The sequence below is a fragment of the Streptomyces sp. NPDC007983 genome (assembly GCF_042958345.1).
Classification (GTDB): Bacteria; Actinomycetota; Actinomycetes; order Streptomycetales; family Streptomycetaceae; genus Streptomyces.
The window spans coordinates 60923-72780 of record NZ_JBIBJI010000019.1; the positions used below are offsets into that span (position 1 = coordinate 60923).

Sequence of the window (11858 nt, forward strand, 5' to 3'; positions counted from 1 at the left end):
TTCGTTGCGTCCTCACGTCGTTCCCTTCGGGTTCGGTCGGTTCTCCTCGGACGGTGCGGAAAGGTGGTGCGTCGGTGTCCCCGGCAGCGTGTCCGGGGTGAACCAGGGCAGGGCGGTGGCCGGGGAGGCCGAGGCGGCCTTGTCGGCCTTGTCGGCTTCGCCGCCCGGGGGTGTACGTGGCCGTACCTTGTCCACGACGGCCATGCCGATGCGGAAGACCGCCGCCGGGACGACGACGCACAGCAGGATCCAGAAGAGGGTCACGCCCCAGGGCCGCCCCACGCCCCACGGCTGTTCGACGAGCACCTTGCGCCCGTACTCGAGCGACACCCGGTAGTCGCCGTGCGCGCCCGCCGACAACTCGACCGGCAGCTTGACCTGGGCCTTCTTCCCCGGCTGGATCGTGCCCCGCCACTGCTGCTCCTCCCAGTCGGGGGCGAAGACGCCGTGCGCGGTGCCCACCCGGAAGACCGGGTCGCGGGCGGGGGTCGAGCCGATATTGCCGACGGTGACGACGAGCCGTCGCTGCGGGGGCGCGCCGAACCAGGTCAGCAGCCCGCTCGACCCGTCGAGCCGCGCGGAGAGCACGCTGAGCCGTTCGCCGCCGGTGCGCTGCTCGGGCAGGGGCGCGACGGGATGTCCGGCGACCTTGAACGCCACGTCCGCGGCGGCGGCTTCGCCGGTCACGGTCGCGACGTGGACGACGCAGGGGCAGGGCTTGGGCGGTTCGGTGACCGGCAGTTTCCGGCGGAACGTGCCGTCCGCTTCGGTGGTGACCGCCCTGCCGTCGGCGTTGGCGCAGGAGTTGGTGCCGCCGATCATGTTCTGACCGCAGATGAGCAGGGTGAGCAGGGCGCGCGGCCGCCAGCCGGTGCCGCTCACGGTGATCGTGCCGCCCGTGCCCGCCTGCTGCTGGGACACCTTCGCGGCCGGGCCGTCGTCGGCCGCGGCGGCGGGCCCGGGGGCCGGTACGACGAGGGCGAGCGCGGTGAGCAGGGCGGCCAGCAGCCCGGCGTACCGACGGTGGTGTGTACCGGCGTTCACGCGCTCGCTCCTGACTCCGTACCGTCCATCCGGCTCCGTCTGCGTGTGCGTGTGCGTCTGCGCACCAGCCAGGTGCCGCCGCCCGCCGCGCCCAGCGCCGTGCCCGCCGCGGCGGCGAGCAGCCACCCGGGGGCGGCGGTGTACGTGGCGGAGGCCGCCGCGTGCGCGCCGCCGCCCGCGGTGACGGTGAGCCTCACGTCCACCGCGTCGAGGGCGGGGGCGTCCGGCCAGCGCTCGGTGAGCCGTACCCGCTTGCCCGGCGGCACCTGGACGGGGAGGGTGCGGGCGTCCCGGCGCAGCACCGCGCCGAAGAGGCCGTCGGCGCGTACGGCCAGCCGTGGCGTCAGCGCGGTGTTGCCGCGATTGACGACCGCGTAGCGGATGGCCGCCCCGCCGCCGTCCCCGGTCCGTACGACCCGTAGGTCCTCGACGGAGAGCGCGGACAGCGTGGCCCCGCTGATCCGCAGACGCATCCGTACGCCGGTCCGGTGGCCGTCGCCGGTGACGACGAGCGCGCCGGAGCGGTCACCGGGCGCCGCGTCGGGCGGAAGGGTGACGGTGAAAGGCACATCGGCGCGGGTGCGGGCCGGGACGCTGACCGTGCGGGCGGAGAACGCGATCCACGTTCCCTCGGCTCCCTCGCCCCGGAGCCGGAGGGTGTGGGGGCGCTGGTCCTTGTTGGTGACCGAGAGCTTGTCCCGGAGTACGGTGCCGGGCCGCCCCTCCAGGTAGAAGTACGGGCGGTCGGCGGCGCCCGGCGCGCTGCCCGCGCCGGGCGCGGGCGCCGCCGACCAGCCGGGCCCGGCGGCAGCGGCGGGCGTCGCGACCACGCCCAGCGGTGCCGCGGCCACGGTCAGTGCGGCGGCGCACGCGCGTAACGCGGCGCCGGTACGGGACGGCATCGCCCGCGCTCTAGCGCGCGGCCCGCCGGCGGCGGGTCAGCCAGAGCGCCCCGGCCGCCCCGGTGAGGAGCACCGTGCCGCCGAGGGTGCCGAGCGCGATGGCGGAGTCGGCGGGTCCGGTCTGCGGCAGCTGGCCGCCGCCGCTCGTACCGCCGCTGCCGCTCGTACCGCCGGTGCTGCCGGTGCCGCCCGTGCTGCCCGTACCACCGCTGTCGCCCGTACCGCCGCTGCCGCTCGTGCCCCCGGTGGAGTCGGAGCCGCCGGAGCCGCCCGCGGCCGTGACGTCCAGGGTCAGCGAGGGCTTGGGGTTGTTGCCCGGCGTACAGGTCGTGGTCGTGCCCAGCGCCTTGATGGTCAGGGTCGAGGCGGTGAAGGTGACCTTTCCGCTCTTTTTGGGGGTGTACGTGCCCGTCAGGGTGCTGATCTTGATGGGCGTGTTGGCGGGGATGGCCTGCGAGTTGGGGGGACCCGACACCGACACGGTCCCGGTCTCCGCGCCGCCCAGCTTGATGAGCGCGCTCGGATGCATGGCCCCCTTGCCCAGTTCCACCGGGCTGGAGGAGACGCCCTTCTCGAAGGACATGGTGAGCTTGTAGGCGCTGCCGCTCGGAACGCCCTTGATGTCGATGGGCGATACGGCGCTTTTGTTGCCGATCGGCGTCTTGCACTGATAATTGACGTCCACCGTGGCCGCGTGGGCGGCCGGAGCGGTGAGCAGTACCGCCGAACCGGCCACGGCCGCGGCCAACGTGAGGGCGCCGCCGCGACTGGCCGTACGGCGTTGTGGTCGGGACACCTGAGATCCCCTCTCGCCAAGCGCCGCAGCCGCAAGCTAACTGACGGCACATCAGATCGGGCGCCGACAGTACGCCGGGGACCTTGCCGAGGGAAGACAAAGAGCACGCCGAATCGGCGTGAAATGGATGAACTGGGTGCGACACTTCAGCACGGAGCCGAGACGGGCCGTACGACGGCCCGGAAGACGGCCCCGGAGAGCCGTACTAGAGGGCGCTCGACACCCGGGCGGTAAGGGGCCGGGGCCGTGCTCTTCAGGCGGGCGCGGCCAGCTCGGCCCAGACGGTCTTGCCGGATCCCTCCGCGTTCCGCACGACCCCCCAGTCGAGGCACAGCCGCTGCACGATGAACATGCCATGGCCGCCCGGCCGCCCGGCGCGGTGCGGGGTGCGGGGGGCGGGCGTACCGGTGCCGAGGTCCACGACTTCGAGGCGGAGCACCTTCGCGTTGCAGCTGACCCGCAGTTCCTCGGGGCCGTCGGCGTGCAGGCAGGCATTGGTGACCAGCTCGGAGACGACGAGCAGCACATCCTCCGCGGCGGCCCGCTGATCGGCGGTCGCGGCCGGAAGCCAGCCCCAGTCACGCAGCGCCTCGCGCGTGAAGTCCCGGGCGCGCGGCACCGCACCGCTGGCCCCGATCAGATGGAGCCTGCGGAGCTGACGGATCCGCCCGGGGGGCGGCCCGGGGGGAGGAGTGGCCGGTGGGGCAGCCGAAGCGGCAGGGCCGTCCGGATCCGGGCCGCGGTCGCCCGGCGGGTACGGCCGGGTGGTGCTCATCAGCGCTTCACCTCACCGATTCACCGATTCAGGGACAAGGGATACCTGATCTCTTCAACAGTTTCAGCCTGTCTCCTGCCCGGCCAAAGCGTGAGAACACCCACTTCTCCGGTACGGCTCATGTGACGCGGACAACGCCTCGATGACACCCTGCCGACACACCGGAAACAGGAGTGGCGGAGATCACTCGACCAGCGCTGCGTCAAGGGATTCATGGACCGTAAAGACGGCCTCCGCGCCCGTGATCTCGAACACACGGGCAACGACCGGCTGCATGCCGGCCAGATGGACGGCCCCGCCTTCGGCCTCGGCCTTCAGACGGGCGCCGAGCAGCACGTTCAGCCCGGTGGAATCGCAGAACTCCAGATGCGAGCAATCCACCACCAGTCGCACGCGTCCCCCCTCCACGCACTTCTCCAGCGGCTCTCGCAGCACCTCGGCGGTGTGGTGGTCCAACTCACCCGTCGGTGTCACGACCGCGCTCGCCCCGTGGTGCCGAACCTCGACCTGGAGCCGGCCCTTGCTGGCGCTGCCGACCATCCCGCGGTCCATGTGCGCACCTCTTCTGGCGTCTCGTTGCTTTCGATTGCGCGCAATGAACCTTACGCCTTTGGCCGGTCCTCCGGTAGCCGAACATTTCGCATAGTTCGGCAAATATGGACAACGTGGACTTGCCACGCACCAGCGAATACGGGTAGGCGTAGTAAGAACACATCCGAACCACGGCCCGGCTTTGGAGGCGCCGCTCACCGGAGCAGCACGTCATGGCATCGGCAGCCATATGCCGAGAACGACGGAGGAGACTATGTCACCCCAGCTCGACGACTCGCGTACCGACCCGTCTTGGAGTACCAGGGCCACCGTCTCGTCGACTCACGTACCCGAACAGTTCGTCCCTGATGCGGATGCCCAGGCGATCGCCGGATATTCCCTCGATGAATTGACCGAACTGTCCGATCTGCCGGAAATCCCGTCGTTTGAGACGGTGAGTCCGGTCGATGCGAGGGCCCTCTCGAAGACGCTCTTCGAGCGGATCGAGGTGCTCGAAGAGGGCACCCACGAGTACGCCTACGTCCGCAACACCCTGGTCGAGCTGAACCTGGCACTGGTCAAGTTCGCCGCCTCCCGCTTCCGCTCCCGCAGCGAACCGATGGAGGACATCGTCCAGGTCGGCACCATCGGCCTCATCAAGGCCATCGACCGGTTCGAACCGGGTCGGGGCGTCGAGTTCCCCACCTTCGCGATGCCGACCATCGTCGGCGAGATCAAGCGCTTCTTCCGGGACACGAGTTGGTCCGTGCGCGTTCCCCGGCGGCTGCAGGAGCTGCGGCTGGACCTGGCCAAGGCCGGTGACGAACTGGCCCAGCGGCTCGACCGCGCGCCGACCGTCGGCGAGTTGGCCGAGCGCCTGGACATCACCACCGCCGAGGTCGTCGAGGGCATGGCCGCGAGCAACGCGTACACCGCCAGCTCGCTGGACGCCCAGCCCGAGGAGGACGACTCCGAGGGCGCGCTGGCGGACCGCATCGGGTACGAGGACCACGGGCTCGAAGGCATCGAGTACGTCGAGTCCCTGAAGCCGCTGATCGCCGATCTGCCCGCCCGGGACCGCCAGATCCTCTCCCTGCGCTTCGTCGCCAACATGACACAGTCGGAGATCGGTGAGGAACTGGGCATCTCCCAGATGCACGTCTCCAGGCTGCTGTCGCGCACCCTCCGTCGGCTCCGCAAGGGACTGATGATCGAGGAGTAACGCTTCCGCAGACGGATAAGGGCCCGCCCCCGCTCGTTCGGGACGGGTCCTTATTCGTGCCCGGTTTCTCTGATGTGCGGTCAGACGAGCGTGCCGGCGCGCCAGACCGCCGAGACCAGCGGCACGCCGGGGCGGTACGCGAGGTGGACGTGGGAGGGCGCGTCCAGCAGCGCGAGGTCGGCCCGGGCGCCGGGGGCGATCCGCCCCACGTCGTCGCGGCGCAGCGCCCGCGCCCCGCCCGCGGTGGCCGCCCAGACCGCCTCGTCGGGGGTCATCCCCATCTCCCGTACGGCCAGGGCGACGCAGAACGGCATCGAGCTGGTGAAGGACGAGCCGGGGTTGCAGTCCGGCGACAGCGCGACCGTGGCGCCCGCGTCCAGCAGCCGGCGCGCGTCCGGATAGGTGGAGCGGGTGGAGAACTCCGCCCCGGGCAGCAGGGTGGCGACGGTGTCGCCCTGCGCCAGGACGTCCACATCGGCGTCGGTGAGATGGGTGCAGTGGTCGGCGGAGGCCGCGCCCAGCTCGACGGCGAGCTGCACACCGGGGCCGTACGAGAGCTGGTTGGCGTGGACGCGCGGGATGAGCCCGCGCTCCTTGCCCGCGGTGAGGACGGCGCGGGCCTGGTCGCCGTCGAAGGCGCCCTGTTCGCAGAAGACGTCGACCCAGCGGGCGTGCGGGGCGCACATGTCGAGCATCGGGCCGGTGACGAGGTCGACGTACGCGGCGGGGTCGTCGGCGAACTCGGGGGCGACGATGTGCGCGCCGAGGAAGGTCACCTCGTCGGTGTGGGCGGCGGCGATGGACAGGGCGCGGGCCTCGTCCTCCGAAGTGAGGCCGTAGCCGGACTTGATCTCCAGGGTGGTGGTGCCCTGGTGCAGGGCCTCCACCACATAGCGGGCGACGTTGGCGTTCAGCACATTGTTCGAGGCCGCGCGGGTGGCGGCCACGGTGGTGCGGATGCCGCCCGCGCTGTAGGCCCGGCCGGACATCCGGGCGTTGAACTCCTCGGTGCGGTCGCCCGCGAAGACCAGGTGGGAGTGGGAGTCGACGAAGCCCGGGATGGCGGCCCGGCCCGCCGCGTCGACCCGGTTGTCGGTGGCGGGTGCTTTGCTTGTCTCACCGACCCAGGCGATGCGGTCACCGTCGATGACGACCGCCGCGTCCTGGATCAGACCGAGGGGGCCTTCGCCGAGGGAGGGGTCGTTGGTGACGAGGCTGGAGATGTGGGTGAGGGCGGTCGTGGTGGGGGTCGCGACCGTGTCCGTGGCGGTGGTCATGGTGGGGGCGTTCTCCTTGATCAGCCGGCTCGGCCTGGTCGGCCTGGTCAATGTGGTCGGCCTGGTCGGCCTGGTCAGCCGTGCAGGGCCGCGATGGCTCCGGCCAGTGCTTCGGGGACGCGCGGGACGAGCTGGTGGGCCCCGTCCCGTACGACATGGCGGCCGCCGACCACGGTGTGCCGGACGTCCGCGTTGGTCGCCGCGAATATCGCCGTCTCGGCGCCCAGCCGGGCCGGCGGCCCCGCCGTGCGGACCGAGTCCAGCGCGATCGTGGTGAGGTCGGCGAGCGCGCCCACCTCGATGCGGCCGGTGTCCGCACCCCAGCCGAGCGCCGCGTGACCGTCGGCGGTGGCGGCGCGCAGCAGCTGGGCGGCGGTCCAGTGGCCGCGGGTGCGGGTGTGCAGCCGCTCGTCCAGCTCCATGGCGCGGGCCTCTTCGAGGATGTCGATCATGGCGTGGCTGTCGCTGCCCAGGGACAGCGGTGAGCCCGCCTGGCCCAGCTGGGCGGCCGGGCCGATGCCGTCGGCGAGGTCCCGCTCGGTGGTCGGGCACATGCACACACCGGTGGCCGAGTGGCCCAGCAGCCGGATGTCGCCGGGGGTGAGGTGGGTCGCGTGCACGGCGGTCGTGCGCGGGCCCAGCACCCCGTGGTCGGCGAGCAGCCGGGTGGGGGTGAAGCCGTGCGCCTCCACGCAGGCGTCGTTCTCGGCGGTCTGCTCGGAGAGGTGGACGTGGAGGGGCGCCGCCTGCCCCTCGGCCCAGCCGGACACCGTCGCGAGCTGATCGACGGGCACGGCCCGCACCGAGTGGATGGCGGCGCCGATGCGGGTGTTGCCGTCGCCCTTCAGCGCGGAGACCCGCTCCGCCCAGGCGTCCGCGGTGCCGTCCGAGAAGCGGAGCTGGTGCTGGTCCGGCTCCTTGCCGAAACCGGAGGAGAGATAGCAGGTGTCGAGGAGGGTGATGCGGATACCGGCCTCGGCCGCGGCCGCGATCAGGGCCTCCCCCATGGCGTTGGGGTCGGCGTAGCGGCCGCCGCCGGGCGCGTGGTGCAGATAGTGGAACTCGCCGACGCAGGTGATGCCCGCCATGGCCATCTCGGCGTACACGGCCCGGGCGAGATCGAAGTAGCTGTCCGGGGTGAGCCGGTCGGCCACCTCGTACATCACCTTCCGCCAGGTCCAGAAGGAGTCCGGCGCCGCCCCGTCCGACGGGCGCGCCGAGGCGCCCGCCTGCACGATGCCGCGCAGGGCCCGGTGGAAGGCATGGCTGTGCGCGTTGGCCAGGCCGGGGACGGTCAGACCGCGCAGGGTGACGGAACCGGCCGGATGCAGGGGGCTCCCGGGCCGCACGGCCTTGATCCGCCCGTCCGTGGCCACCACGATGACCACGTCCGGCACCACCTGCCCGTCCAGCCAGGCGTACTCCGCCCAGTAGGTCTGCGCCGTCAGTGACACGCCAACCCCTCCAGTACCTGCGCGAGCGCGGCCACACCGGCGAGGCAGTCATCCTCGCCCGCCGTCTCCGCGGGTGAGTGCGAGACGCCGGTGGGGTTCCTTACAAACAGCATGGCGGTCGGAACCGACGCGGACAAAATGCCCGCGTCGTGCCCGGCCCCGGTGGGGAGGACCGGAACGCCGCCGAGCAGGCCCGACAGCTGGTCACGCAGGTCGTGGGCGAATTCCACGATGGGGGTGAAGGACTCCCGGGTGACCCGGACGTCCACCCCGTCGCGCTGCCCGCGCTCGACCGCGGCGCGCTCGATCTCGCCGACGACGGCGGCCAGGGTCTCCTCGTCGGGGGCCCGCGAGTCCAGCCAGCCGCGCACCAGGCTCGCGATCGCGTTCACCCCGTTCGGCTCGACGCCGACCTTGCCGAAGGTCGCGAGCGCCCCGGCCAGGCGGGCCTTCTTGCGGGCCGCGAGCACGGTGTTCGCGTAGGTGAGCATCGGGTCGCGGCGGTCGTCCAGCCGGGTCGTCCCGGCGTGATTGGCCTCGCCGTGGAAGTCGAACCGCCAGCGGCCGTGCGGCCAGATCGCGGAGGCGACGCCCACGGGGTCGGCCGTGTCGTCCAGGGCGCGGCCCTGCTCGATGTGCAGCTCCACGAAGGCGCCGATGCGGGCCAGCCGCTCCGGGTCCGGCCCGATGGCCTCCGGGTCGTACCCGGCGCGCTCCATGGCCTCGGGCAGCGTGACGCCGTCCGCGTCCCGGAGGGCGTGCGCCTGCTCCGGGCCGAGCTGTCCCGCGGTGAGTCGGGACCCGACGCAGGCCAGGCCGAAGCGGGCGCCCTCCTCGTCGCCGAAGTTGACGATGGCGAGGGGTTTGGCGGGCGCGACGCCGCGTGCCCGGAGCTCGTCCAGCGCGGCGAAGGACGAGACGACGCCGAGGGGGCCGTCGAAGGCGCCGCCGTCGGGGACGGAGTCCAGGTGGGAGCCGGTGACCACGGCGTCTCCGGCTGCCGGGTCGCCGAGCCAGGCCCACTGGTTGCCGTTGCGGTCCAGCTCGTAGGTGAGGCCGCGGGCCTCCGCCTGTGCCTGGAACCAGGCCCGGCAGTCGGTGTCGGCACCGGTCCAGGCGTAGCGGCGGTAGCCGTTGGTCGTGCCGTTGCGGCCGATCGGCGCCAGGTCGCGCCACATCTCGTGGAACGACGCGCCGGTCGTGTGGGGTGCGCCCACTGTGGTCTCAGCCTCCGTTTCGTGAGCGGGTGCGGGCCGGTGGGCGGGCACAACGCTCACTCCGACTCCCTCATGGGGACCCTTACGTTACGTTCGGCGGCTACCTCGTCGGCACGGTCGTAACCCGCGTCCACGTGGCGGATCACGCCCATCCCCGGGTCGTTCGTCAGGACGCGGCGGATCTTCTCGGCCGCCAGCGGCGTACCGTCGGCGACCGTCACCTGGCCCGCGTGGATCGAGCGGCCCATGCCGACCCCGCCGCCGTGGTGGAGCGAGACCCAGGAGGCGCCCGAGGCCACGTTGACCATGGCGTTCAGCAGCGGCCAGTCGGCGATCGCGTCCGAGCCGTCGAGCATGGCCTCGGTCTCGCGGTACGGGGAGGCCACCGAGCCGCAGTCCAGGTGGTCGCGGCCGATGGCCAGCGGCGCGGCGAGCGTCCCGTCGGCCACCATCTCGTTGAACCGCTCCCCCGCCTTGTCGCGCTCGCCGTAGCCGAGCCAGCAGATGCGGGCGGGCAGCCCCTGGAAGTGGACCCGCTCCCCCGCCATCTTGATCCAGCGGGCCAGGGACTCGTTCTCCGGGAAGAGGTCGAGGATCGCCTTGTCCGTGGCCGCGATGTCCTTCGGGTCGCCGGACAGCGCCGCCCAGCGGAACGGGCCCTTGCCCTCGCAGAACAGCGGCCGGATGTACGCGGGGACGAAGCCGGGGAAGGCGAAGGCGCGCTCGAAGCCCGCGAGCTTGGCCTCGCCGCGGATCGAGTTGCCGTAGTCGAAGACCTCGGCACCCGCGTCCATGAAGCCGACCATGGCCTCCACGTGCCGGGCCATCGCCTCGCGCGCCCGCTGGGTGAAGTCGGCGGGCTTCTCGGCGGCGTACGACGCCATCTCGTCGAAGTCCACCCCGATCGGCAGGTACGCCAGCGGGTCGTGGGCGCTGGTCTGGTCGGTGACGATGTCGATCGGCGCGTTCATCGCGAGCAGCTGCGGGACCAGCTCGGCCGCGTTCCCCAGCACGCCGATGGACAGCGGGCGGCGGGCGTCGCGCGCCTCGACCGCGAGCTGGAGGGCGTGGTCCAGGCTGTCGGCGCGCACGTCCAGGTAGCGGTGCTCGATACGGCGCTCGATGGCGCGCGGGTCGCAGTCGATGCAGATCGCGACGCCGTCGTTCATGGTGACCGCGAGCGGCTGGGCGCCGCCCATGCCGCCGAGTCCGGCGGTGAGGGTGATCGTCCCGGCGAGGGTGCCGCCGAACTTCTTCTCCGCGACGGCCGCGAACGTCTCGTACGTGCCCTGCAGGATGCCCTGGGTGCCGATGTAGATCCACGAGCCCGCGGTCATCTGGCCGTACATGGTCAGGCCCAGCGCCTCCAGGCGGCGGAACTCCTCCCAGTTCGCCCAGTCGCCGACCAGGTTGGAGTTGGCGATCAGGACGCGGGGCGCCCATTCGTGGGTCTGCATGACGCCGACCGGCCGGCCCGACTGGACGAGCATCGTCTCGTCCTGCTTCAGCGTGCGCAGCGTACGGACCATGGCGTCGAACGAACGCCAGTCGCGGGCCGCCTTGCCGGTGCCGCCGTAGACGACGAGCTTGTCGGGGTGCTCAGCGACCTCCGGGTCGAGGTTGTTCTGCAGCATCCGCAGGGCGGCTTCCTGCTGCCACCCCCGGGCGCTCAGCTCCGTACCACGCGGGGCCCGTACGGGTCGCGGTCCTGACATGGGCCGTGCCTCCCTGTCATTGACTGGATCGAGTTATTCACATCTTGGATGCGATGAATATAGCTAGTCAATAGGGATCGGCGGTGACATACACCCGGGTGGTTCCACGAAAGGGCGCGCCCGCCGCCTCAACCACCGCCACGAACGAACCCGGTAACCACCTGGCCCTTCTCGGACAGCAGTCGCACTCTGCCGTCACAAACAGCACTCAAAACCGACCAAACAGGGCACTTCCTAGCAAATATCGAATACTGGGGTTCTTTCAGTCTTCCGAGTGGAATTCAGGAATCAGTCTCTGCCGGTCGGCAGGTCACGCGCTCGCAGACAGGAGTCCCGACATGTTCAAGCAGATAACGACCCTTGCGGTGGCCACGCTTGTCACCGGGCTGGTCACCGTCCCCGTCGCCGAAGCGGCGCAGACGCGGTCCTCCGCGGCGGGCAGCGTCACGCTGTGCTCGCAGGCGGATCTGAGGGGGACCTGCAAGACGTTCCTCCGGCCCTCACCGCTCAGGGACGTGTCGATCGCGGCATTCACGATGCGATCGGTGAAGAACACCACCACGGGCAAGGTGTTCCTCTACTCGGGCGCCCCCTCGCAGGGCAGGTGCACCGGCCTGTACAGGAGCGTTGACGCCGCCCACTGGAGGAACATCACCCCCGCGAAAACCGTCAGGTGTATCCACTTCACCTGACCCCGCCTCCTTGGCGGCCCGCCGGTTCGACCGGCGGGCCGCCAAGGCCCGTTCGGCAGAGCAGATACCACCCCACCGATACCAGCCACAGCGCGGAGGCCAGTCCGACCAGGGCTCTTCCGGCGATCACCGGAGCGTGCCCGGCCTGACCAGCGGTCACCCCGGCGCCGCCGAGACCGGCCAGGCCGTCCGGGGACACCGGCAGCCACGAAACGCGGGATCTGCGAGATGCC

At 71.6% G+C, this 11858-nt stretch carries 12 protein-coding genes; 2 read left to right on the forward strand and 10 right to left on the reverse strand.

Features of this window, described 5'->3' with window-relative positions; translation table 11 throughout:
- Positions 1 to 12 precede the first annotated feature (12 nt).
- The 5 genes from ACFZCY_RS37375 to ACFZCY_RS37395 all read right to left on the reverse strand — a co-directional run bounded on the left by ACFZCY_RS37375 (position 13) and on the right by ACFZCY_RS37395 (position 4069).
- Positions 13 to 1044, reverse strand: coding sequence for a neocarzinostatin apoprotein domain-containing protein (locus ACFZCY_RS37375; RefSeq protein WP_391183825.1), 1032 nt, complete (start codon positions 1042 to 1044; stop codon positions 13 to 15).
- Complete coding sequence (locus ACFZCY_RS37380; RefSeq protein ID WP_391183828.1) at positions 1041 to 1946, reverse strand: hypothetical protein; 906 nt, start codon at positions 1944 to 1946, stop codon at positions 1041 to 1043. Before ACFZCY_RS37380 ends, ACFZCY_RS37375 begins: the two co-directional genes overlap by 4 nt.
- A gap of 10 nt (positions 1947 to 1956) precedes the next feature.
- Positions 1957 to 2742, reverse strand: coding sequence for an LPXTG cell wall anchor domain-containing protein (locus ACFZCY_RS37385; RefSeq protein ID WP_391183831.1), 786 nt, complete (start codon positions 2740 to 2742; stop codon positions 1957 to 1959).
- 253 nt (positions 2743 to 2995) lie between these two features.
- Entirely contained in the window at positions 2996 to 3517 is a 522-nt protein-coding gene (locus ACFZCY_RS37390) for an ATP-binding protein (RefSeq protein WP_361483804.1), read from the reverse strand.
- A 183-nt stretch (positions 3518 to 3700) separates the two neighbouring features.
- Positions 3701 to 4069 (reverse strand): STAS domain-containing protein, encoded by a 369-nt coding sequence (locus ACFZCY_RS37395; protein ID WP_055557610.1) that lies wholly within the window; start codon positions 4067 to 4069, stop codon positions 3701 to 3703.
- A gap of 253 nt (positions 4070 to 4322) precedes the next feature.
- Here ACFZCY_RS37395 and ACFZCY_RS37400 point away from each other — a divergent pair, with 253 nt between their 5' ends.
- Positions 4323 to 5270, forward strand: a complete 948-nt coding sequence (locus ACFZCY_RS37400) for a SigB/SigF/SigG family RNA polymerase sigma factor (protein ID WP_391183835.1) — start codon at positions 4323 to 4325, stop codon at positions 5268 to 5270.
- An 80-nt stretch (positions 5271 to 5350) separates the two neighbouring features.
- Here ACFZCY_RS37400 and hutI read toward each other — a convergent pair whose 3' ends face one another.
- From hutI to hutU, 4 genes are all read right to left on the reverse strand, one after another.
- Complete coding sequence (gene hutI / locus ACFZCY_RS37405) at positions 5351 to 6547, reverse strand: imidazolonepropionase (protein WP_391183837.1); 1197 nt, start codon at positions 6545 to 6547, stop codon at positions 5351 to 5353.
- Positions 6548 to 6621: 74 nt separating this feature from the next.
- Positions 6622 to 8001 (reverse strand): formimidoylglutamate deiminase, encoded by a 1380-nt coding sequence (locus ACFZCY_RS37410; protein ID WP_391183839.1) that lies wholly within the window; start codon positions 7999 to 8001, stop codon positions 6622 to 6624.
- Entirely contained in the window at positions 7992 to 9179 is a 1188-nt protein-coding gene (locus tag ACFZCY_RS37415; RefSeq protein ID WP_391184007.1) for an allantoate amidohydrolase, read from the reverse strand. The genes ACFZCY_RS37410 and ACFZCY_RS37415 overlap by 10 nt, the downstream gene beginning before the upstream one ends.
- Before the next feature lie 95 nt (positions 9180 to 9274).
- The gene (hutU, locus tag ACFZCY_RS37420; RefSeq protein ID WP_391183842.1) at positions 9275 to 10933 is read right to left on the reverse strand and encodes a urocanate hydratase; all 1659 of its coding nucleotides are present in this window, start codon (positions 10931 to 10933) and stop codon (positions 9275 to 9277) included.
- Between the two features lie 338 nt (positions 10934 to 11271).
- Between hutU and ACFZCY_RS37425 the strand changes: the two genes are divergently transcribed.
- Positions 11272 to 11625, forward strand: coding sequence for a hypothetical protein (locus ACFZCY_RS37425; RefSeq protein WP_391183844.1), 354 nt, complete (start codon positions 11272 to 11274; stop codon positions 11623 to 11625).
- Here the strand turns inward: ACFZCY_RS37425 and ACFZCY_RS37430 are convergent.
- Positions 11618 to 11824 (reverse strand): hypothetical protein, encoded by a 207-nt coding sequence (locus ACFZCY_RS37430; protein WP_391183847.1) that lies wholly within the window; start codon positions 11822 to 11824, stop codon positions 11618 to 11620. The genes ACFZCY_RS37425 and ACFZCY_RS37430 overlap by 8 nt on opposite strands.
- Positions 11825 to 11858: the final 34 nt, after the last annotated feature.

Bases quoted from the DNA above. Each gene is read 5' to 3' on its own strand.
- ACFZCY_RS37380 (WP_391183828.1), bottom strand. From the start codon at position 1,946: ATGCCGTCCCGTACCGGCGCCGCGTTACGCGCGTGCGCCGCCGCACTG.
- ACFZCY_RS37390 (WP_361483804.1), bottom strand. From the start codon at position 3,517: ATGAGCACCACCCGGCCGTACCCGCCGGGCGACCGCGGCCCGGATCCG.
- ACFZCY_RS37395 (WP_055557610.1), bottom strand. From the start codon at position 4,069: ATGGACCGCGGGATGGTCGGCAGCGCCAGCAAGGGCCGGCTCCAGGTC.
- ACFZCY_RS37400 (WP_391183835.1), top strand. From the start codon at position 4,323: ATGTCACCCCAGCTCGACGACTCGCGTACCGACCCGTCTTGGAGTACC.
- hutI (WP_391183837.1), bottom strand. From the start codon at position 6,547: ATGACCACCGCCACGGACACGGTCGCGACCCCCACCACGACCGCCCTC.
- ACFZCY_RS37415 (WP_391184007.1), bottom strand. From the start codon at position 9,179: ATGTGGCGCGACCTGGCGCCGATCGGCCGCAACGGCACGACCAACGGC.
- hutU (WP_391183842.1), bottom strand. From the start codon at position 10,933: ATGTCAGGACCGCGACCCGTACGGGCCCCGCGTGGTACGGAGCTGAGC.
- ACFZCY_RS37425 (WP_391183844.1), top strand. From the start codon at position 11,272: ATGTTCAAGCAGATAACGACCCTTGCGGTGGCCACGCTTGTCACCGGG.